The organism is Methylobacterium sp. A52T (assembly GCF_053346095.1).
This window is the reverse complement of record NZ_JBKFBI010000014.1, coordinates 49,438-69,866: the sequence shown is the minus strand read 5'-3', so window position 1 is coordinate 69,866 and position 20,429 is coordinate 49,438. Positions and strand designations below refer to the sequence as shown.

Here is a 20,429-nt window from a genome sequence, read left to right as displayed (position 1 = left end):
CGGCTCCCGGACGAGCCGCCGCGGCGCAAGGCCGAGCGCGCCCCGAAGCCGCCCGCGCCCCGGACCGTCCATCGCCGCGCGCCCGAGCGGCCGGTCGCGGATGCCGACGCGTGGCCGGGCGGGCGCTACGAGGAGGCGGAGACGCCGCGCCGCGCCCAGCGTCGCGCCGCCCGCGCCGACAGCGCGCCGGAATACGGCGACCCCGGCCTCTGGACGCCCGCGCCGCAGCAGGCGGCGCCCGGGGGGGGGGGGGGGGCCCCCCCCCCCCCCCGCCACCTTCTTGTGCGGCGCCCCCCCCCCAGGCGGCGCCGCGCGGGTGGTGGTAGCCCACCCGCGCCGCCAGCAACTTTCAGGTGCGCGGCCGCACAGCCGGGCACGATTTCGCCACGGTCGAGCCTTAGCCGTTTCGGTCGCGAACCCGGTTCAACAGGCGTCGGGTCAGGCTGTCGGGAGAGGATCAGGACCGTCGTGCCCAGTCTCCCGCGCGCCCTTCGCAACCTCACCCTCGCCCTGTCCGGCCTCGCGCTCGGACTGATCGCCGGGACGGCCGAGACCGAGGACGCGGTCGCCAACGGCGACACCCGCTCCCTGTCGATCTACCACACCCACACGCAGGAGAGTGCGACCATCACGTTCAAGCGCGATGGACGCTACGACCGCGCGGCCCTCGAGCAGCTGAACTGGCTCCTGCGCGACTGGCGGGTCAACGAGCCGACCAAGATGGACCCGCGGCTGTTCGATACGGTCTGGGAGGCCTATCGCCAGGTCGGCGCGACGCAGCCGATCCACGTCGTGTCGGCCTACCGCTCCCCGGGCACCAACGCGATGCTGCGCCGCCGCTCCAGGATGGTGGCCGAGTACAGCCAGCACATGCTCGGCAAGGCGATGGACTTCTTCCTGCCGGACGTGTCGATCGACCGGATCCGCGAGGTCGGCCTCCGGATGCAGCGGGGCGGCGTCGGCTGGTACCCCCATGCCGGAACGCCCTTCGTGCACCTCGACGTGGGCTCGGTGCGGATGTGGCCGCGCATGACCCACGACCAGCTCGCCCGCCTGTTCCCGGACGGCAAGACCGTCCTGCTCCCGAGCGACAACCGTCCCTTCCCCCGCTACGAGGAAGCCAAGGCCGAGATCCTGGCCCGCGGCGGCACCGTGGCGGGCCTCACGACGCAGATGGCCAGCGGCGAGGAGGAGGACGGGCCCGGCCTGTTCGGCTTCCTGGCCAGCCTGTTCGGCGGCGGCCGGTCGGCACCGGAACCCGCGCCGGCGCCGGCCCCGGTGGAGACGGCGCGGAAGTCGCGGCGCGCGCCCGTCGTCGCCGTGGCGAGCGCCGATCCGCAGGATCCGGCAGGCGCGCGCGCGGCCCTCGCCTACGCGGCACCCGCGGCCGACGACGCCCTGCGCGGCTCGCTGGCCGAGCGGGCGCAGGCGAAAGGTGCCGAGACCAAACCCTCCGACACCAGGCCCGCCGACGCCAAGGCACTCCTGACCGCCAGTCAGCCGGTCGCCGTCGACGAGACCGTGACCGCCGTCACGGCACCGCTCCCGCCGCGGCGCCCCGCCGATATGGCCGCCGTCGCGGCGAGCCTGAACATGCCCCTGCCGCCGCCCCGCCCGGTGCAGTTCGCGGCGCTGGAGCGCGGGATGGCCAACTTCGCTCCGGCGGCCGAGATCCGCGCCCTCAACAAGCCGGCGGCGGTGATTCCGGCTCGCGCCCGCTCCCTCGTGGCTCCGGACGCGGATGCCAAGGCGCAGCTGCGCGCCCTGTTCGACTCCGTATCGGCCGGCCCGGGCGCTGCCCCGGCGAGCCGCGCCACGCCCGTGCACGTGGCCGCCACGCGCCTGCGCGGTGCCGCGCCCGACGCGGTGGTCGGCGCCGCGCCCGACCGGGTCACCACGCGCTTCAGTCCTCGCAGCCCCGGCGACGACCTGCCGACCCGTTTTACCGGCTCGGCCGCGCGCGCCGTGTCGGGGGCGCGGTGATCCGACCGTTTCGTCAGGACGTCCGCATCGGAGCCGCGCAGCGGACCGGGCCACCCGGGGCGGTCGACGCCGGGAACGCGCTCAGCGCAGAGGCTTGGACAGGTTGACCGCCAGCGCGCCGACCAGCGTGGTCGCGTAGCTGTCTTCCTGCGTCGCCGAGATGCGCTCCGCCTCGCTGCCGCTGTTGGCCGCGACCGACATCATCAGCATCACGGCCGTGACGAGACCGCCGAGACCGGCGACGAGGGCGAGGTAGGCGCGGACGGCGACGCTCGGGACAGCCGCGACCGCTTCGGTCTCGGCGAGGCACAGCGGCGACGGGCTGTGGGACATGGTGGCGGCCGCTTCTGACGGGCGATGCTGAACCTGACGCGGGCCGATTAGGCGCACGTCGGGCGTACCCGTTCAATCGAAGAACGCCTCAAAAAGAGGCGAGTTCGACCGAAAGGCGAATTTTTCCACTGATCCTCATACGGACGGTTGATAGCCGAAAGGGGGACGCGCGGCGTCCCCCGGACCGGTCTCAGCCTTCCTTGCCGGCGACCTTGCCGAGCGCCGCCTGGGCGGCCGCCAGCCGGGCGATCGGCACCCGGTAGGGCGAGCAGGACACGTAATCGAGCCCCACCTCCTGGCAGAAGCCCACCGAGGCGGGATCGCCGCCGTGCTCGCCGCAGATGCCGAGCTTGATGTCCGGCCGGGTCTTGCGACCGCGCTCGACGCCGATGCGCACCAGCTCGCCCACGCCTTCCTGGTCGATCGTGATGAACGGGTCGGCCGGCAGGATGCCCTTCTGGGTATAGGGGCCCAGGAAGGTGGCCGCGTCGTCGCGGGAGATGCCCAGCGCCGTCTGGGTCAGGTCGTTGGTGCCGAAAGAGAAGAACTCCGCGGTCTCGGCGATCTCGTTGGCCTTGAGGGCCGCGCGGGGCAGCTCGATCATCGTGCCGACCTGATAGTCGAGGGTCGCGCCCTTCTCCTCGGCCACGGCTTTCGCCATGGCGTCGATGCGGGCCTTCACGATGTCGAACTCCGCGCGGGTGAAGACCAGCGGCACCATCACCTCGGGCGTCACCGCCTTGCCGGTATCGGCGGCCGCCTGGACGGCGGCCTCGAAGATGGCGCGGGCCTGCATCTCGGCGATTTCCGGGAAGGCGATCGCGAGGCGGCAGCCGCGGAAGCCGAGCATCGGGTTGTGCTCGGACAGCTCGCGCGTCCGGTGCCGGATCTTCTCCTCGGACACGCCCGTCGCCTTCACGACCTCGGCGACCTCGGCGTCGGTGTGCGGCAGGAACTCGTGGAGCGGCGGGTCGAGCAGGCGGATCGTGACCGGCAGGCCGGACATGATCGTGAACAGCTCCAAGAAGTCCTGCCGCTGGTAGGGCAGGATCTTCGCCAGCGCCGCGCGCCGGCCCTCCGCGTCGTCGGCGAGGATCATCTCGCGGACCGCGATGATGCGGTCACCCTCGAAGAACATGTGCTCGGTGCGGCAGAGGCCGATGCCCTCGGCCCCGAAGTTGCGCGCGGTCCGGGCGTCGGTCGGCGTGTCGGCGTTGGCGCGGACCTTCATGCCGCGGATCGCGTCGGCCCACTCCATCAGCGTGGCGAAGTCGCCTGACAGCTCGGGCTCCAGCATCTTCACCTCGCCCTGGATCACCTGCCCCGTGGAGCCGTCGATGGTGATCCGGTCGCCGGCCTTCAGCGTCGTGCCGCCGACCGTCAGGGTCTGCGCCTTGTAGTCGATCCGGATCGAGCCCACGCCGGAGACGCAGGGCTTGCCCATGCCGCGGGCCACCACGGCCGCGTGGCTGGTCATCCCGCCGCGGGTGGTGAGGATGCCCTCGGCGGCGTGCATGCCGTGGATGTCCTCGGGCGAGGTCTCGATCCGCACCAGGATGCACTTGCGCTCGGCCTTGCGGTGGGCCTCCGCGTCCTCGGAATTGAACACGATCTCGCCGGTCGCCGCGCCGGGCGAGGCCGGCAGGCCGGAGGCGATGACCTTGCGGTCGGCCTTCGGGTCGATGGTCGGGTGCAGGAGCTGGTCGAGGGCGCCGGGCTCGACGCGGCCGATCGCCTCCTCCTTCGAGATCAGCCCCTCGCCCGCCAGATCAACGGCGATGCGCAGGGCGGCCTTGGCCGTGCGCTTGCCGTTGCGGGTCTGGAGCATCCAGAGCTTCCCCTTCTCGATGGTGAATTCCATGTCCTGCATGTCGCGGTAGTGCGACTCCAGGATCCCGTAGATCCGGGTCAGCTCCGCGAAGCTCTCGGGCATGGCCTTCTCCATGGAAGGCTTGTCGCTCTCGGCCTCTTCCCGCGCCTTCTCGGTGATGTTCTGCGGGGTGCGGATGCCCGCCACCACGTCCTCGCCCTGCGCGTTAATCAGGAACTCGCCGTAGAGCGCCTTCTCGCCGGTGGAGGGGTTGCGGGTGAAGGCGACGCCGGTGGCCGAGGTGTCGCCCATGTTGCCGAACACCATGGCCTGCACGTTGACGGCCGTGCCCCAGCTCTCCGGGATGTTGTTCAGCTCCCGGTATTTCTTCGCGCGGGGGATCATCCACGAATTGAACACGGCGCCGATCGCGCCCCAGAGCTGGTCGTCCGCGCCCTGCGGGAAGTCGGAACCGTGCTCGTCGCGCACGATCTTCTTGTAGGTCTGGATGAGGGTCTTCCAGTCGCCGGCGCCGAGCTCGGTGTCGAGGTCGAAGCCCTTGCCCTCCTTGTACTGCTCCAGCGCCTCCTCGAAGGCGTGGTGCTCAACGCCGAGCACCACGTTCGAGTACATCGTGATGAACCGGCGGTACGAATCGTAGGCGAAGCGCTCGTCGTCGGCCTCCTTGGCGAGGGCCAGGACGGTCTCGTCGTTGAGGCCGAGATTGAGGACCGTGTCCATCATGCCGGGCATCGAGGCCCGCGCACCCGAGCGGACCGACACGAGCAGCGGGTTCGTCGCGTCGCCGAACTTGCGGCCGGTGAGCTTGCCCACCTGGGCGAGCGCTTCCGCGACCTGATCCTTGAGTTCCGGCGGATAGGATTTGCCGTGATCGTAGAAGTAGGTGCAGACCTCGGTGGTGATCGTGAAGCCCGGCGGGACCGGCAGACCCAGGTTGGACATCTCGGCGAGGTTGGCGCCCTTGCCGCCGAGCAGGTCGCGCATCTGCGACTTGCCCTCCGCCCTGCCGTCGCCGAAGGCATAGACCCACTTCGCGCTGCCGGTCGCCATGTCGATCCCGTCCGTATCTGGTGCCCGGCGCCGGCCGAGCTGATGGGCGGGGTTGGACCATCCCGCAGCGCAACGCAAGATGAACGCGCGATGGCCCTGTGCGTGCGCGGCTGACGGCTCAAGCGGTCTGTCAGGTTCGCGCCGTCGCGGCGCGGGCGCGGCCCGTCAATGCAGGATTCCGAGCCCGATCACGCCGACGACGATCAGGTAGATCGCGACGATGTAGTTGAGCAGCCGCGGCATCACCAGGATCAGGATTCCGGCGAGGATCGCGATCAGCGGCTGGAGGTTCGAGATGGTGATGGTCACGGACGCCTCCTGAGGGCCGAGCTTGGCCGCCGGTATCGACGCCTCTACCCCACGGAGGTTCCCTGTAGCTTGGGCGGGGCGGCCGGTGGTCCGGCCGCCCCGGGGCCGATCAGGGCTTCGGCGACGGGGTCTCGGTCCCGGGGATCGGGTCCTTGGCCTCGCCGGTCGGGAGGCTCACGGCGATCGTCGGGTGCGACAGCTCCGGATAGGGCTCGATCACGTTGGCGCCGTTGAGCGGCTTGTTGGCGCCGTTGTGGCAGGTGGCGCAGTTGATCTTCGGCACGTCGCCCAGGATCCCGAGCCGGTTCCGCGGGAACGTCGACTTCAGCGGCTCCATGTAATCCTGGTTCAGGTCACGCACCATGCGGATGCCGTACCAGGCATGGACGCGGTTGGGCGTGCTGGTGTCCCACTGCGCCACCGATCGGGTGTTGTGGCAGAAGGTGCAGTTGACCCCGAGGGACTGCGACATGCTGATCATGATCGCGAAGGTCTTCTCGGCGTCCTGGATCGGCTTGCCCTTGGTCTCCGGCAGCGCCGTGGTGGCGTTGACCCGGACCGCGTCCTCCGACGTCTCCTTGTGCTGATAGAAGGCCTGATAGACGTCGTAGGGCAGCGAGGTGTTGCCGACCTCCGCGGAGGCGAGGTTCTGGCTGTTGTTGCGCGGGATGAAGCGCCCCGCCCCCTGGACCGGATGATCGAACCAGATATTGGCCGGCACCGGATTGCCGCGGTGGCAGGTGTAGCAGGTCACGCCCGCCTGATGGACGTGGTTCTCCTTCCAGGACGAGTTGATGTACTGGGTCATCTGGAGCATCCGCCGGGCGACGCGCTTCTGGTAGAGCTCGTCGGACGCCATGTTCTCGGTGCTGTGGCAGTAGGTGCAGCCCTGCTGCGGGGCCACCCACTCGGTGATCGACACCATCAGCCGGTTGAACTGCTCGGCCGAGAGGTCGCCCAGAACCTGAACGTTCTGGTAGACGGCCGAGGCCTTGTCGCCGCCCGCATCGGCCGGATCGGCCGGGGTCGGGGCGACGTTCGCGGCGGCCAGCGCCTCGTTGCCGGCGCGGGTGCGTATCAGGTCCATGCCCGTCCCGCGGAAGCCGGTCTGCTTGTTCGCCATCGGCGGGTGGGTCCAGCCGGCGCCGCCGAACATCGCGATGGTGAGGAAGAGGGCCAGTGCGCCGCCGGCCACCGCCAGAATCGTCTTCATGACGGCCTCCTCACGGCTTCATGCCGGGTGCGAGATGGGCGGGATCCACGATCGGGCCGTAGACCTGCGGGTACGAGGGCGCGACGCCGTGCTTGACGGCCCAGAGGTACCAGTTGTCGACCACGGTCCCGGTGAGCAGGATGCCGATGCCGCCGGTCAGCGTCGTCAGCACGGCGAACCACCACGCCCAGCGGTGGACCGACTCCATCGTGGCGTTGAAGCCCATGGTCCAGCGCCAGAACAGGGCGGCGCGCTCGGTGGCCGTGCCGCGGTCGACGATCTGGTCGATCTCGCGCTCCGCGCCGTAGCGCGAGCAGGCCAGGATCGTGCCCCCGTGCATCGCGAACAGCAGCGTCGATCCGTAGAGGAACGTGATCGAGAGCATGTGGAACGGGTTGTAGAAGAGGTTCCCGTAGCGGAGCGAGAAGGCCGCGGTCCAGTCGAGGTGCGGGAAGATGCCGAAGGGCACGGCCTCCGACCACGAGCCCATCAGCACCGGCCGGATGAAGCCGAGGACGAGGTAGAGCCAGATGGCCGACGCGAAGGCCCACGGCACGTGCAGGCCGAGGCCGAGCGCCCGCGCCCGCTTGTAGAGATGGACCCACCACAGCAGGATCGAGGCCGTCAGGAAGAAGCCGGCGATGAGCCACCACCCGCCCTCGTTCAGGGGCGGAAGGACCTTCAGGCCGTATTTCGGGAGGGGCGGCTCGAGGGCGAGCCACGGCAATTGCCGGACGAACTGGACCGGGTCCCAATTCACCGAGGCCCACATGTTGAGCCCGATGATCTCGAAGGCGATCACCCCGCAGGTGATCGACAGGGCCGCGATGTAGCCGATGTAGATCGGCCCGACCTGGCTGTTGCCGATCAGCCCGAACAGGTAACTGTTGAACGGCTTGCCGACCCGCTCGTCGACCGCGACCGGGACGCCCTGATCCGGCACGAGTGGGCGCACCTGAACCTGCGTGAAGATGTTCTGGTAATAGGCCATGGCCTGCCCTCCCCCGGAGTGCCGCGCGCTGGGCGGCGGCGACCCGCGTTAGTCCCCTCGTTCCGATCGCGTCCGATCCGTCACCGCCAGACCGGCAGGTTGAGCCACCAGCCCCACCATTGCGGCCAGCCCTGCGTCCAGAACGGCCCGCTGATGACGATGCAGACCGCGCTCCAGAACCCCGCAGAGAGGGCCAGGAACAGGCCGAGGCGGTGGATGCCGAGCGTGCCGATCGAGTAGCCGATCGTGTCGCGGAAGAAGGTGTCCTCGTGCTCGGGCGTCTTGACGGTCTCGCCCTTCTTCGGGTTGGTCGCCGACAGGATCAGGCCGCCGTGCATCGCCAGGGCCAGCGTCGTCGTGAAGAAGAATGTCACGGCCAGCATGTGCGCCGGGTTATAGTGGAAGTGGAGATACTGGTATCCGGTGTTGGACACCCAATCGAGGTGGCTGAGGATGCCGTACGGGAAGCCGTAGCCCCAGGCGCCCATCAGCAGCGGCCGGATCACCACGAGGGTGAAGTAGGCGAAGATCGCCATCCCGAAGGCCGCGGGGACGTGGTAGCCGATCCCGAGCTTGCGGCAGATCTCGACCTCGCGCAGCGCCCAGGAGACGAACGAGCCGAGCGCGCACATGGTGATGATCTGCCAGAGACCGCCATCCTTCAGCGGCGCGAGCCTCAGGCCGTAGCTGACATCGGGCGGCGCGATGTTGATCTGCCAGATGTTCCAGGTCGGTCCGATCGCGGCGCCGTAGATGACGAGCGCGGTACCCAGCACCGTGAAGAACATGCCGACGACGCCGAAGAAACCGACGAAGAACGGCCCGACCCAGAAGTCGAACAGGTCGCCTCCGAGCAAGGTGCCGCCGCGAACCCTGTATTTGCGCTCGAAGCTCAGCATCGCCATGGCGGCTGCTCCTCAGTCAGGCCGGAGAAGAGGAAAGTTGGTGGACCGCGGCCCTTGCGCGCCGCGGTCCGGACCGGCGGTCAGGCCGGCATCTGCGGCAGCGTGAGCGTGATGGTGTTCTGGGCCGCCTTGTTGTTTCTCGGGCCGTCCAGCCAGTTGAACCGGTCGGTCGAGAGCAGGATGAAGTGGATCAGCAGCGCCAGGATAAAGAGGAAGGTGAACAGAGCCACCAGCGTGCGCCGCGGATCGAAGAGCAACCAAACCTTGTGCATCCGATCCTCCTCAGCCGATCATCGTGACGAGGGCGTGGGCCGCATCGCGAACGCCGTCGAGAGAGGCGTAGCCCTGCGGTCCGGGGAGCCACGGACGCCACAGCCAGACGAGGATGTGGGCGACCACGGCGATCGCCGTGAAGATGAGGAAGCTCGTCAGGAAGATCGCGTGGAACTCCTTGGCTTCCGGTTCCGTCAGCCCGGACAGGCTGCTCGGTCTTTCTGTAGTGACGGGTCCACTCGCCATCGTTCAGACCTCCGTGTGTTGGCCGCGCCTCTGGCGAGGCGCGACGGGTTCAGCCGCGATGCCTTTCGGCTGTCACGGCCCGACTTCCCCCGCGTGACCGGACGGAAGCGTCTCGCTCAGGGGCGTCTCAGCCCATGAAGGCGAAGGGGATCGCCTGAACCGCCATGGCGCGGGCCTCGCCGAAGACCGAGCGGCGCGCCGGTGCCAGGCCCGGGCGGGCCGTCTCGCGGCTGGGCCGGAACCGGTTCAGCGCCGCGGCGGCGAGGAAGAACGGGTAGGTCGCCGCCAGGATCAGCCGGAACTGAAACGCTTCCTGGTGCTGGCGGCCGGTCGGGACCATCGTTCGCATCGTCAGGTCTCCTCTGGGTGAAACGGAAAGGCGGCTCACGCGGGCACTCCTCCCGCGAGGGCGGCCCGGGCCCGCGCCACGTGGGCGGGCGCTACGGCGGCGGCCTCGGTGTCCCGGGCAGCCCGCTCGGCGGCGTCGCGCAGGCGCTTGGCCGCGGAGATCCGGGCGAGCACCGGCTGGGCCTCGACCAGGGCGTCGAGTGCCTGCCGGGCGGCCTCGTCCCACGGCAGCTCGGCGTGGCGCCGCGTGGGAGTGGCCTCGACCTTGTCCATGTCGCGGGCGAGCGGCAGGATGTGGAAGAGGGTGTCGAACAGGGCGTTGCAGACCTCCTGGACCAGGTAGGTCGCCCCGGCGTAGCCCATGAACGGTGTGCCGGTGTGCCGCCGGATGATCGCGCCGGGGAACGAGGCCGGCACGTAGGTCGCTCGGGCTCCGGTCTCCGCGAGGTACATCCGCTCGTTGAACGAGCCGAACAGCACCAGCGGCGGCTTGGCCGCGACGGCGGCGCGGACGGCCGCGTTGTCGGGCTTCAGACCGGCCGAGCGCCCGAAGGCGAAGTGGCAGGGCAGGCCCATCTCGTCTTCGAGGAAGTGGCGCACGCCGCGCGCGTAGGTCTCGGTCGCGACGATGCCGAAGCTCGCGGTCCCGAAGAAGTCCTGCGTCACCGAGCGCCAGAGATCCCACACCGGCTTGATGGTCGTGTGCCGCTCCCGCTCGATGAACGGCTCGGGATCGAGGCCCAGGATCTCGCCGAGCGAGCGCAGGAATTTGGTCGTGGACAGGATGCCGATCGGCGCCTGCAGGTACGGGCGCTCCAGATCCTCGCAAAGCAGCCGCCCGAACTCCCGGTAGAGGCAGATGTTGGCGTCGGCGTTGACCAGCTTCGGCACGTCGGCGAGGTGCGCGCCGAGCGGGAAGGTCAGATTCACCTCGGCGCCGATCCCCTCGACCAGCCGCCGGATCTCCGCGAGGTCGGACGGCATGTTGAAGGTGCCGTAGGCCGGGCCGATGAGGTTCACCCGCGGCTTCTCGCCGGGCTTCTTCTCCGGCCGGGCCGGGATGCCCTTCTTGGCGAACTTCTTCGCCCCGTACTCCTGCCAGAGCCAGCGCATCGCCCGGTCGGCGGCCTGCCACTGGTCCTCGTCGATCGTGCGCGGCAGGAAGCGCTGGAGCCCCGTGCCCTCCGGGGTCACGCCACCGCCGATCATCTCGGCGATCGAGCCGGTGACCACGACGCTGGGCTGGCCCGGATCGAGGGTCGCGTGGGCGCGCTTCATGGCGCCCTCGGTGCCGTGCCGGCCGAGTTCCTCCTCGGCGAGCCCGGTGACCACGATCGGCAGCTCGTGCGGCGGCAGCGCGTCGGTGTAGTGCAGCACCGAGGTGACCGGCAGGTTCTCGCAGCCCACGGGGCCGTCGATGACGACCTGCAGGCCCTTGATCGCCGTGAAGACGTAGACCGCGCCCCAGTAGCCGCCGGCCCTGTCGTGATCGAGGATGAGCATCAGGCCATCTCCCCGATCGGCTTCTTGGGGCCCTCGATCTTCGGTCCCTGTCGCTTCTGCGGCACCTCCTGCCAGACGCCCGCGGCGTGGCCGGTGCCGACGCCCTCGAAGAAGTTGCGCATGGCGTCGAACCGCGCCCTGTTGCCGAGGGCGGCGTTGATCACCGTGGCGAGCGAGCCGGCGCCGGCCGCGCCCATCAGCGGGCGCGCCGAGATCAGGTTGGTGAAGTAGAGGGCCGGCGTGCCGCGCTCCTTGGCCCGCTGCACGACCGGCGTCGTGCCGATGGCGAGGTCGGGCTTTAGCGCTTCGAAGGCGAACAGATCATCCTCGAGGGAGGCCCGGTAGCGGACCTCCGTTCCGCGAGACTCGAGCCAGTCGCGATCCGCCTCCGACCAGGGCGTGCGCGGGCAGGCGGTGCCGACATAGGGGACCTCGGCGCCGCTCTCGACGAGGAGGCGCGCCACGAGCAGCTCCGATCCCTCGTAGCCCGAGAGCGTGATCCGCCCCTTGATCGGCATCGCGCCGAGCGCGCCGCGGATGCCGGGCAGGATGCGGTTCTTGGCGGCCTCGACGGTGGCGCGGGGTACGCCGCAGGCCTCGCCGATCCGGTCGAGCCAGTCGGCGGTCCCGTCGACGCCCACGGGGGCCGAGCCGACGATCGGGCGGCCCGCCGCCTCGAACTCGCGGATCGAGGCCGTGTAGAACGGGTGAATCGCCGCCACCGCCGCGCAGTCGAGGGCCGCGTAGAGCTCGCGCCATTCCCGGGTCGGCACGACCGGGCCGGCCGCCAGCCCCAGCGGCTCCAGGAGCGATCCGATCACCACCGGGTCGGCCGGGAAGACCTCGCCCAGCAGCGCGACGCTCGGGCGCTCGGAACGGCCACCGCGGGGGGTGGCGACGGGCCCCTGCTCGGCCTCCGCGCGGGCGACCTTGAGCATGGCGCCGGCGAGCACGTCCTTGGCCTCGGCATGGGTCGGCACGCCGAAGCCCGGAACGTCGATGCCGATCACCCGGACGCCGTCGATCGCCTTCGGCAGCAGGCGCAACGGCACGCCGGAGGCGGTCGGGACGCAGAGATTGATGACGACGACGGCGTCGTAGTCCTCCGGCTTCGCGGTGGCGTGGACCGCCTCGCGGATGTCCTCGAACAGCTTGCCGGTGACGAGCGTCTCGGAGTTGAACGGCACGTAGCCGACGCTGCGCCGCGCCCCGTAGAAGTGCGACGTGAAGGTCAGGCCGTAGACGCAGCAGGCCGAGCCCGACAGGATCGTGGCGGTGCGGCGCATGCGCAGGCCGACCCGCAGCGAGCCGAAGGCGGGGCACATGCTCTGCGGCTGGTCGTGCGGTCCCTGCGGGTAGTCGCTGCGGAGCTGCGCCAGGGTCTCCGACATGCCGGCGGCTTCCGCGGCCGCCACCATCGCGTCTTTGCCGGCGTGGCAGCCCAGGCCGTCGCTCTGCGCCGCGGCGAGGTCGACGTTGGCCGGCGCCTTGCGGGCCCGCAGATCGGCGATGTCGAGGGAGACGGCCATGCGCGTCAGACCTCGTCGTACACGACTTCGAGGGACGGCTTGGACACGTGGGCGACGCCGCACATGTCCTCGTGGGTCGCCGGAACCAGCACGACGTCGCGGCCGGTGGTCTCGCTGGAGAACAGGCCGAGCAGCCCGTCCTGCGAGAGCGGCGTCGGGCGGTGCGGCGCGGCCTCGGCGACATTGGCGGCGAGCTCCGCGAACAGGGTACCCCAGCGCCCCTCCGGCTTGCCGATGATCTCGTAGTTCGCGCTCTTGCGGCGGATGTCCTCGTCGGCCGGGATCGAGGCCAGGACCGGGATGCCGGCGGTCTCGGCGAAGGCCTGGGCCTCGCCGGTGCCGTCGTCCTTGTTGATCACGAGGCCGCCGACGCCGACATTGCCCCCGAGCTTGCGGAAATACTCCACCGCCGAGCAGACGTTGTTGGCGACGTAGAGCGACTGCAGGTCGTTCGAGCCGACGACGATGACCTTCTGGCACATGTCCCGGGCGATCGGCAGGCCGAAGCCGCCGCAGACCACGTCGCCGAGGAAGTCGAGGAGGACGAAGTCGAAGCCCCACTCGTGGAAGCCGAGCTTCTCCAGAAGCTCGAAGCCGTGGATGATGCCGCGGCCGCCGCAGCCGCGCCCGACCTCGGGACCGCCGAGCTCCATGGCGTAGACGCCGTCGCGCTTGAAGCAGACGTCGCCGATCGCGACCGACTCGCCCGCGAGCTTCTTCCTGGTCGACGTCTCGATGATGGTCGGGCAGGCCTTGCCGCCGAAGAGGAGCGAGGTGGTGTCGCTCTTCGGGTCGCAGCCGATCAGCAGGACCTTCTTGCCCTGCTGGGCCATCATGTAGCTGAGATTGGCGAGGGTGAACGACTTGCCGATGCCGCCCTTGCCGTAGATCGCGATGATCTGCGTCTCTTTCTTCGCCGGTGCGGTGGACACGGCATCGGGCTCGATCGCGGCCTCGGCGCGGAGCTGAGTCGCCTGGGACAGGGCAGCCTTGTTGAGCTGAACGTTCACGCGGCGTCCCTCCAGTCGAGGATCATCTTCAGGCAGCCCGGATCCGCGAACGCGGTGCGGTAGGCGTCCTGGGCCTGTGCCGCCGGGGCACGGTGGGTAATCAGACCGTCGAGGGAGAGCCGGCCGCTCTCGATCATCCGCGGCACCGCCACCGTGTCCTCGGGCCTGAACTCGGCCGAGATCCGGATCCGGGCCTCGCGCATGAAGGCGGGCGGGAAGGCGAAGCTGAGGGGCGCCTCGTAGAACCCGGCGAGGACGATCTCGCCCCCCGGAGCGAGCCGGGCGATCAGGTCGTCGAGGCCGGCGGCGTTGCCGCTGACATCCGTGATCGTCGCGTAGTCGCGCCGGGGATCCGCGTCGGGCGGGACGACGGTGTATCCGTGCTCGCCGGCTGCGCGCACGGGGTCCGTCTCCCAGACGGTGGGCGCGGCGCCCGCAGCCAGGGTCAGCCGCGCGAGCAGCCGGCCGAGGACGCCGTGCCCGACAATGAGCGGAGCCGCGCCGGGGGCGAGGCGCCCGAGGGCGCGATGGGCGGTCGCCGCGAGGGCCAGAAGGCAGGCCTGCTCGCCGAGGGCCTCGTCCACCGGCACGAGGCGGGCGGCCGGTGCGACCAGATGGGACGCGGCGCCTCCGAACAGGCCGCGAACGGCGCCGAAGCAGCGGGCCCCCGGGACGTAGACGGTCTGGCCGACCCGGACCGAAGCGCCGGCATCCGCCTCCACGACCGTCCCGACGGACTCGTAGCCCGGCACCAGGGGGTAGCCCATGCCCGGGAACGGCGGCATCCGCCCCGACCAGAGCAGGCGCTCGGTGCCGGTGCTGATCCCGCTCCAGGACACCGCCACGACCGCATCCGCGTCAGTGGGCGGCGTCAGGGCCAGGCGCTGAACCGAGAGGTGCTCCGGGTTTTCCAGAATGACGGCCAGTGCGTCCATGGCTGGAAGTGTCCACCCTTTGCGTTGCGACTCTCTCTGGTGTGAAGCCGCTATGTGTCATCCTAGATAGACACAGGTCAGCGTCAAGTCACACTTACTTTGCTGGGCCTGTTTTTTGGGCTCTGAGCACCCGCGCGAGCAGGGGGCGACGTGTCGGATGCTCGTGCGTGGCGGTGAAACCTGCGGCCGCGAGCATCGCGCGCAGCTCTTCGGCCCGGCGCGGCCGGCCGGAGCCCATCGCCAGGAGGTAGAAGCCGAAATAGGCGTCGCCGACCGGCTCCGCGCCGGGCGTCCCGGCCATCGGCTCCGCGATGAGCAGCGAGCCGCCCGGCGGCAGCGCCGCGTAGGCCGCCCGCAGCAGTGCCTGGGCCGCCGCGTCGTCGTGATCGTGGACGATCCGCACCAGGGAGATCGTGTCGGCGCCCGCGGGCAGCCCGCCGTGGAAGTCGCCGCCGCGGCAGGCGACCCTGTCGCCGAGGCCGGCTTGGTCGAGGCGGGCTCGGGCGCGGTCGGCGACGGCGGGCAGGTCGAACAGGGTCAGGTGGGGGGCAGCGTGCCGCGCCGCCACGGCCTGCAGGAAAGCGCCCTCGCCGCCGCCGACATCCATGAGGTGCCGGACGCGCGACAGGTCGCAGGCGTCGAGCACATCCTCGGCGATCAGCGCCTGCGAGGCACCCATCAGGCTGCTGTAGGGAGCCACCGTGCCCGCGTCGCCCGCCGCCCCGGCCGCGTAGGGCCAGTAGCCCGCGAGGCGGGTCGGCTGGGCCTGTCCGCGCAGCAGGGCGACCGGATCCGCGAGATCCGCGTAGAGCAGCCCGTGATGCTCGATCATGGCGGCGATGCCGGGATTGCCGACGAGGGCCGCGCCCAAGTCGGCGAGCCCGAATCGGTCATCCGTCAGGGCGCGCAGCAGACCGAGGGACTCGGCGGCGCGCAGCAGGCGTCGTGCCGCGTCGGGCGTGAGGTCGAGCCGCTGCGCCAGCGCGTCGACCGTCTGCGGGCCCTCCGCGAGGATCGCGAACAGGTCCAGGCGGATGCAGGCGGTCAGGACCTGCGCGTAGACGAAGCCGGCACAGAGGTCGAACAGCGCGCGCGTGTTGCGCTGCGCGATGCGGCGCGTCAGCGGAAAACCCGCCGCCCAGCGCTGGAACCGGGGGCTGGCGACGAGGCGGTTGCGCCACGCGAGCCACCTGTCCGCCCACGCGGGCGGAACGGGCGGCACCGTGCCGGTTCCGGGGAGCGATCCGGCGCTCAGACCGCCACCGCGCGCAGGCTCGCGGGCAGGAACAGCCGCGCCTGCGCCTCGATCTCGGCGGTGAGCGTGGCCACGCCCGGACAGGGCGGGATCGCCGCGATCGCCTCGCGGGTCAGCCGGGACAGGCGCTCCATCGCGCCGCCGGTCCCCAGCAGGGCGGCGGCGTTGGGGCGGCCCAGCGTCGCGTCGCGCCCGGCGGGCTTGCCGATCTCCTCCTGCCGGCAGGCGACGTCGCGCAGGTCGTCGGCGACCTGATAGGCCTCGCCGAGGCACTCACCGAGGCGGCGCCAGGGTTCCGGATCCGCGCCCGCCGCCGCGGCACCCGCCACGGTGGCGGCGGCGAACAGGGCGCCCGTCTTCGCCTGCTGATAGTCGCTGAGGCTGATATGCGCCTCCGATTCCCAGGCCTGCCCGGCCGCGATGCCGGACGGCGACCCCGCGGCGCGGCCGAGGAGTCCGACGAGGCGCCCGAGGCGCGCCGGATGAGGCCCGACGGACCGCGCGAGGGTCTCGAAGGCGAGGACGATCAGAGCGTCGCCGGTCAGGACGGCGATCGGCTCGCCGAAGGCGACGTGGACGGAGGGCTTCTGCCGCCGCATCGGCGCGTCGTCGAAGCACGGCAGGTCGTCGTGGACCAGTGAGGCGCAGTGCAGGAACTCGATAGCGGCGGCGGCCGCCACGGACCCCGCCGGGTCGTCGTCGCCGCAGGCGCGGGCCACCGAGAGGCAGAGGCGCGGCCGGATCCGATGGCCGCCGGGAAACACCGCGTAGCGGAGAGCCTCCGCCAGAAGGGGCGGGGCGCCGGGCGCCTCCGCGTGCGCAACGGCGCGATCCAGCGCCATCTCGATCCGCCGACCGGACTCCATATCGTTGCCTCCCGTGTTGTATGCGGTTGTCAGCAACAGGTGTCATTTCTTATTGACACTTTGCGGAGGGGAGATCAATCCCGTGGTGGGGGAGTTCGGAGCGGCCGTGGCGCAGGAGCGCGTCGTCGTGATCGGTGCCGGGATCGGTGGCCTCGCCGCCGCCCTGCGGCTCGCCCATGCCGGCTTCGAGACGACAATCCTCGAGCGCGCGCCGCAGCCCGGCGGGAAGATGCGCGCCGTCCCGGTCGGGGACCGCGCCGTCGAGGCCGGTCCGACCGTCTTCACGATGCGCTGGGTTCTCGAGGAGCTGTTCGCCGACTGCGGGGCGGATCTCGGCGACCGGGTCGCCCTGTCACCGGCAAGGCTCCTCGCCCGTCACGCCTGGAGCCGGGACGAGCGTCTCGACCTCTTCGCCGATATCGCCGCGTCGGCGGACGCGATCGCGGCCTTCGCGGGACCGCGCGAGGCGGACGGCTACCGGCGCTTCTGCGCCCGCTCGGCCGAGGTCTACCGCACCCTCGAAGGGCCCTTCATCCGCGAGGGCCGGACGGGTCCCGCCGGCCTCGCGCAGCGGGTCGGGCTCTCGGGCCTCGGCGATCTCTGGCGAATCCAGCCCTTCACGACGCTCTGGTCGGCGCTGGGGGCGTACTTCCGCGACCCGCGGCTGCTCCAGCTGTTCGGCCGCTACGCCACCTATTGCGGCGCCTCGCCCTTCATGGCACCGGCGACGCTGATGCTCGTCGCCCACGTGGAGCAGGCCGGCGTCTGGACCGTCGCGGGAGGGCTCAGCGGCCTCGCGCGGGCGGTGGCCGATCTGGCGGCGGAGCGCGGCGCGACCTTCCGGTACGGCGCGGAGGTCGCGCAAATCCTCGCGGACGGCGGCCGCGTCACCGGCGTGCGCCTGAGCGACGGCACGACCGTGGCCGCCGACTACGTCGTCTGCAACGCGGACTGCGCGGCCCTGGGGGCGGGGTTGCTCGGGCCCGATGCGGCCGCCGCCGGCGAGCGGCTCGCGCCCGGCGAGCGCTCGCTCTCCGCGGTCACGCTCTGCGCGGAGGCGGTGCCGGCGGGTTTCCCGCTGGCGCACCACACGGTGTTCTTCTCGCGCGACTACCGGGCCGAGTTCGACGCGCTCCTGCGCGCCCGCCGCCTGCCCGACGACCCGACCGTCTACGTCTGTGCCCAGGACCGGGACGCGGCGGGCGCCGCGCCGCGGGGACCGGAACGCCTGCTCCTGCTCGTCAACGCTCCGGCGGATGGCCGGGATCGCCCCCTTCAGCCGCCGGAGATCGAGAGATGCGAGAGGAACCTGATCCGCCGGCTGGAGGCCTGCGGGCTCACCCTGGACTTCACGTCGTCGGCGGTCACGACGACGCCGCGGGACTTCGACGCCCTCTTCCCCGGGACGGGCGGAGCCCTCTACGGTCGGGCGGCGCAGGGATGGGCGACGACCTTCAAGCGCGCGGGCGCGCGGACGGCGGTGCCGGGCCTCTATCTCGCGGGGGGCTCGATCCATCCCGGCCCGGGCGTGCCGATGGCGGCGCAGTCGGGGCGGCTGGCAGCGGCAGCGATCCTGGACGACCGCGATTCGATGGCGCGGTCGCGCGGGGCGGCTACGCGTGGTGGTACGTCGATGCGGTGAGCGACGACGGCCGCCAGGGCCTCACGATCATCGCCTTCATCGGCAGCGTGTTCTCGCCCTACTACGCCTGGAGCGCCGAGAAGGACCCCTTCGCCCACTGCGCCATGAACGTGGTGCTCTACGGCGACCGCAGCCGCTTCGCCATGACCGAGCGCCGCGCAACCAGCCTGTCGCGCAGCGCCGACCACATCGCCGTCGGACCCAGCGCCATGCACTGGGACGGCACGGCGCTGACGGTGCGGATCGACGAGCGCGGCGCGCCCCTGCCCCGGAGGATCCGCGGCACCGTGCGTCTCGAGCCGCGCGGATTCACGGGCGGCCCGTTCCATCTCGACCGGGCCGGGCGCCACCGCTGGTGGCCGATGTCGCCGTCCTCGCGGGTCGAGGTGGATTTCGACCAGCCGGACCTCCGCTGGAGCGGGAGCGGCTACTTCGACACCAACGACGGCGACGAACCCCTGGAGGCCGCCTTCTCGCGGTGGACATGGTGCCGGGCCGACCTGCCGGACGGCGCGGCGATCCTCTACGATGTCCATCACCGCGACGGCGGCGGCCAGAACCTGTCGCTCCGGTTCTCCGCGGACGGCAGCCGCCGCGAGATCCGGCCGCCGCCCGGCGCGGCGCTCCCGGCGACGCGCTTCTGGCGGATGCCGCGCGAGACCCGCAGCGACGGCGGCCGGTCTCGGGTGCTCGCGACCTACGAGGACACGCCGTTCTACGCCCGCTCGCTGCTCGCCTCGACGCTGGGCGGCGAGCCGGTCCGGGCCATGCACGAGAGCCTGTCGCTCGACCGGTTCCGCAACCCGATGGTCCGACTCATGCTGCCCTTCCGGATCCCGCGGCCGCTGGCTCCGTGAGGGCCCCGGCGCCGACCGTCCCGGATCGCCGTCGGTCCAGGGTGACGCTCCGCGGCACGATGCGCGCCGCGATGCAGGCGAAGGTCGCGACGCTCAGCACGAGGCCGAGGGGGAAGCCGGTCAGCGCGGCCGCCTCCCGGACGACCGCGAAGAGCGGCACCGCGCAGAGCAGGGCCCGCTCGCGCGCCCGCAGGCCGCCCGCGCGGTGCGCGGCGAGCGCCAGGAGGAGCACGGCCGGCACGAGAGGCGCCAGGTCGTAGACCGGGAGGTACGGTGACAGCAGCGGCGCGGAGACGAGGAGCGCGGCCGCGCGCAGCGTCGGGTCCGTGGGCCGGGACCAGGCGCGTAAGGCGAGGCCGAGCGCCAGGACGGCGACGAGACCCTGCGCCGTCCAGGCGGCGGCCATCGAGCCGCCGAGCAGGCGCACCGCGCCGAACGCGCTGGCGTTGAGGTTGAGGCTCGCCGCCGCGTTCTGCAGGATGATCCGGTTCGTGTCCCCGAGCGTGCCGAGGAAGCCGGTCCAGGGCGCCGTCCCGAACAGCGCCAGCGACGCGAGGCAGAGGGCCAGCACCGTCGACGCGCAGGCGGCCAGGCATGCGTGCCGTCCCGTCACGAGCAGGAGCAGAGGGGCCAGGGCCGCGAAGTGCGGCTTGTAGGCCAGCAGGCCGAAGCAGAGCCCGGCGAGCCACGGGCGGCGATCGACGAGCACCGCGCCGAGGGTGAGCAGCGACGCGGTGAACAGGCCGTTCTGGCCGTAGACGAGGTTGCAGAGCACGAGTGGGTGCGCGAGCGCGACGAGGGCCGCGTCCCGCCGGCCGGCCGCGACCCGCATCGCGAGCGCGAACAAGGCGAGGGAGAGCGCGGTCCAGAGCAGGTAGGCTGGCTGCAGATCCAGCAGTGCCATCGCGGCTGCCGGCAGGAGGAACACCGGGGGATAGTGCCAGGCGAACCGGCACGCCTGCCCGCAGGCCGCCTTCAGGTTCGCCAGATGCACCGGCAGGTCGTAGGGGTCTGCTCCCCGCCCCTCCAGCGCCGAGCGGCCCGCCACCCAGACCTGGACGAAGTCGTTGCCGAGGGGGTCGCCGTACCAGTTGCGCCGCGGGTCCGGGCCGGTCCCATAGACCAGGAGGACCATGGCGAGGCCGAGCGGCACCAGCACCCAGGCCGCCCGCCTACTGAGGGCGAACAGGCGGGCATCGCTGCTCAGAAGATCCACGAGATCTGACCGGAGCGCGGCGGCGCGTGCGGTCGGTGAGCCCGGCACGCGGGTCTCGATGGGCGCTGGCATGACGGAGGATTTCCGCGTCCGGATTCCGCGGCAGCCTAGGCACGCGCGGTTCCGGGCCCGTT

The 20,429-nt window shown here is 71.4% G+C and carries 19 protein-coding genes; 3 read left to right on the top strand and 16 right to left on the bottom strand.

Going from position 1 to position 20,429, the window contains the following annotated elements; all coding sequences use genetic code 11:
* The first annotated feature begins 468 nt into the window (after positions 1 to 468).
* Positions 469 to 1,983, top strand: a complete 1,515-nt coding sequence (locus ACLBYE_RS05895; protein WP_447693430.1) for a DUF882 domain-containing protein — start codon at positions 469 to 471, stop codon at positions 1,981 to 1,983.
* An 81-nt stretch (positions 1,984 to 2,064) separates the two neighbouring features.
* Here the strand turns inward: ACLBYE_RS05895 and ACLBYE_RS05890 are convergent, their stop codons facing one another.
* From ACLBYE_RS05890 to ACLBYE_RS05820, 15 genes are all read right to left on the bottom strand, one after another.
* Entirely contained in the window at positions 2,065 to 2,316 is a 252-nt protein-coding gene (locus ACLBYE_RS05890; RefSeq protein WP_447693429.1) for a hypothetical protein, read from the bottom strand.
* Positions 2,317 to 2,506: 190 nt separating this feature from the next.
* Positions 2,507 to 5,197 carry a pyruvate, phosphate dikinase gene (gene ppdK, locus ACLBYE_RS05885; RefSeq protein WP_447693428.1) on the bottom strand — a complete coding sequence of 897 codons (2,691 nt, stop codon included), beginning with the start codon at positions 5,195 to 5,197 and terminating at the stop codon, positions 2,507 to 2,509.
* Between the two features lie 165 nt (positions 5,198 to 5,362).
* A complete protein-coding gene (locus tag ACLBYE_RS05880) occupies positions 5,363 to 5,506 on the bottom strand; it encodes a DUF3096 domain-containing protein (RefSeq protein ID WP_012319762.1) in 144 nt (47 codons plus the stop codon).
* Between the two features lie 109 nt (positions 5,507 to 5,615).
* Positions 5,616 to 6,719, bottom strand: a complete 1,104-nt coding sequence (gene pufC, locus ACLBYE_RS05875; protein ID WP_447693427.1) for a photosynthetic reaction center cytochrome PufC — start codon at positions 6,717 to 6,719, stop codon at positions 5,616 to 5,618.
* 10 nt (positions 6,720 to 6,729) lie between these two features.
* Entirely contained in the window at positions 6,730 to 7,710 is a 981-nt protein-coding gene (pufM, locus tag ACLBYE_RS05870; RefSeq protein WP_020091995.1) for a photosynthetic reaction center subunit M, read from the bottom strand.
* A gap of 80 nt (positions 7,711 to 7,790) precedes the next feature.
* Positions 7,791 to 8,615, bottom strand: a complete 825-nt coding sequence (pufL, locus tag ACLBYE_RS05865) for a photosynthetic reaction center subunit L (protein ID WP_020091994.1) — start codon at positions 8,613 to 8,615, stop codon at positions 7,791 to 7,793.
* A gap of 80 nt (positions 8,616 to 8,695) precedes the next feature.
* A complete protein-coding gene (gene pufA, locus ACLBYE_RS05860) occupies positions 8,696 to 8,887 on the bottom strand; it encodes a light-harvesting antenna LH1, alpha subunit (protein WP_447693426.1) in 192 nt (63 codons plus the stop codon).
* 10 nt (positions 8,888 to 8,897) lie between these two features.
* Positions 8,898 to 9,134 carry a light-harvesting antenna LH1, beta subunit gene (gene pufB / locus ACLBYE_RS05855; protein ID WP_043349888.1) on the bottom strand — a complete coding sequence of 79 codons (237 nt, stop codon included), beginning with the start codon at positions 9,132 to 9,134 and terminating at the stop codon, positions 8,898 to 8,900.
* Between the two features lie 127 nt (positions 9,135 to 9,261).
* On the bottom strand, positions 9,262 to 9,483 hold the full coding sequence (locus tag ACLBYE_RS05850; RefSeq protein ID WP_026604760.1) for a hypothetical protein: 222 nt from the start codon (positions 9,481 to 9,483) through the stop codon (positions 9,262 to 9,264).
* A 35-nt stretch (positions 9,484 to 9,518) separates the two neighbouring features.
* Positions 9,519 to 10,985 carry a chlorophyllide a reductase subunit Z gene (bchZ, locus tag ACLBYE_RS05845; RefSeq protein ID WP_447693425.1) on the bottom strand — a complete coding sequence of 489 codons (1,467 nt, stop codon included), beginning with the start codon at positions 10,983 to 10,985 and terminating at the stop codon, positions 9,519 to 9,521.
* Positions 10,985 to 12,514: a chlorophyllide a reductase subunit Y gene (bchY, locus tag ACLBYE_RS05840; RefSeq protein WP_447693424.1), complete on the bottom strand. Its 1,530-nt coding sequence runs from the start codon at positions 12,512 to 12,514 to the stop codon at positions 10,985 to 10,987. The genes bchZ and bchY overlap by 1 nt, the downstream gene beginning before the upstream one ends.
* Positions 12,515 to 12,519: 5 nt before the next feature.
* Complete coding sequence (locus tag ACLBYE_RS05835) at positions 12,520 to 13,524, bottom strand: chlorophyllide a reductase iron protein subunit X (RefSeq protein WP_447693423.1); 1,005 nt, start codon at positions 13,522 to 13,524, stop codon at positions 12,520 to 12,522.
* Positions 13,521 to 14,459: a chlorophyll synthesis pathway protein BchC gene (gene bchC / locus ACLBYE_RS05830; RefSeq protein ID WP_447693422.1), complete on the bottom strand. Its 939-nt coding sequence runs from the start codon at positions 14,457 to 14,459 to the stop codon at positions 13,521 to 13,523. The genes ACLBYE_RS05835 and bchC overlap by 4 nt, the downstream gene beginning before the upstream one ends.
* Positions 14,460 to 14,553: 94 nt before the next feature.
* A complete protein-coding gene (locus tag ACLBYE_RS05825; protein WP_447693421.1) occupies positions 14,554 to 15,681 on the bottom strand; it encodes a methyltransferase in 1,128 nt (375 codons plus the stop codon).
* 29 nt (positions 15,682 to 15,710) lie between these two features.
* Positions 15,711 to 16,580, bottom strand: coding sequence for a polyprenyl synthetase family protein (locus ACLBYE_RS05820; protein ID WP_447693420.1), 870 nt, complete (start codon positions 16,578 to 16,580; stop codon positions 15,711 to 15,713).
* Positions 16,581 to 16,686: 106 nt separating this feature from the next.
* Between ACLBYE_RS05820 and crtD the strand changes: the two genes are divergently transcribed.
* Together crtD and ACLBYE_RS05810 are read left to right on the top strand one after the other, a co-directional pair.
* A complete protein-coding gene (gene crtD, locus ACLBYE_RS05815) occupies positions 16,687 to 18,222 on the top strand; it encodes a 1-hydroxycarotenoid 3,4-desaturase CrtD (protein WP_447693431.1) in 1,536 nt (511 codons plus the stop codon).
* On the top strand, positions 18,219 to 19,079 hold the full coding sequence (locus ACLBYE_RS05810) for a carotenoid 1,2-hydratase (protein WP_447693419.1): 861 nt from the start codon (positions 18,219 to 18,221) through the stop codon (positions 19,077 to 19,079). Before crtD ends, ACLBYE_RS05810 begins: the two co-directional genes overlap by 4 nt.
* On the opposite strand, the gene ACLBYE_RS05805 is transcribed toward ACLBYE_RS05810, so the two are convergent.
* Positions 19,039 to 20,367 (bottom strand): glycosyltransferase family 87 protein, encoded by a 1,329-nt coding sequence (locus ACLBYE_RS05805; RefSeq protein WP_447693418.1) that lies wholly within the window; start codon positions 20,365 to 20,367, stop codon positions 19,039 to 19,041. The genes ACLBYE_RS05810 and ACLBYE_RS05805 overlap by 41 nt on opposite strands.
* Positions 20,368 to 20,429: the final 62 nt, after the last annotated feature.

Excerpts from the sequence above, each read along its gene's own strand:
- ACLBYE_RS05890 (WP_447693429.1), bottom strand. The coding sequence starts at position 2,316 with ATGTCCCACAGCCCGTCGCCGCTGTGCCTCGCCGAGACCGAAGCGGTC.
- ppdK (WP_447693428.1), bottom strand. The coding sequence starts at position 5,197 with ATGGCGACCGGCAGCGCGAAGTGGGTCTATGCCTTCGGCGACGGCAGG.
- pufC (WP_447693427.1), bottom strand. The coding sequence starts at position 6,719 with ATGAAGACGATTCTGGCGGTGGCCGGCGGCGCACTGGCCCTCTTCCTC.
- pufM (WP_020091995.1), bottom strand. The coding sequence starts at position 7,710 with ATGGCCTATTACCAGAACATCTTCACGCAGGTTCAGGTGCGCCCACTC.
- pufL (WP_020091994.1), bottom strand. The coding sequence starts at position 8,615 with ATGGCGATGCTGAGCTTCGAGCGCAAATACAGGGTTCGCGGCGGCACC.
- pufA (WP_447693426.1), bottom strand. The coding sequence starts at position 8,887 with ATGCACAAGGTTTGGTTGCTCTTCGATCCGCGGCGCACGCTGGTGGCT.
- pufB (WP_043349888.1), bottom strand. The coding sequence starts at position 9,134 with ATGGCGAGTGGACCCGTCACTACAGAAAGACCGAGCAGCCTGTCCGGG.
- ACLBYE_RS05850 (WP_026604760.1), bottom strand. The coding sequence starts at position 9,483 with ATGCGAACGATGGTCCCGACCGGCCGCCAGCACCAGGAAGCGTTTCAG.
- bchZ (WP_447693425.1), bottom strand. The coding sequence starts at position 10,985 with ATGCTCATCCTCGATCACGACAGGGCCGGCGGCTACTGGGGCGCGGTC.
- bchY (WP_447693424.1), bottom strand. The coding sequence starts at position 12,514 with ATGGCCGTCTCCCTCGACATCGCCGATCTGCGGGCCCGCAAGGCGCCG.
- bchC (WP_447693422.1), bottom strand. The coding sequence starts at position 14,459 with ATGGACGCACTGGCCGTCATTCTGGAAAACCCGGAGCACCTCTCGGTT.
- ACLBYE_RS05820 (WP_447693420.1), bottom strand. The coding sequence starts at position 16,580 with ATGGAGTCCGGTCGGCGGATCGAGATGGCGCTGGATCGCGCCGTTGCG.
- ACLBYE_RS05805 (WP_447693418.1), bottom strand. The coding sequence starts at position 20,367 with ATGCCAGCGCCCATCGAGACCCGCGTGCCGGGCTCACCGACCGCACGC.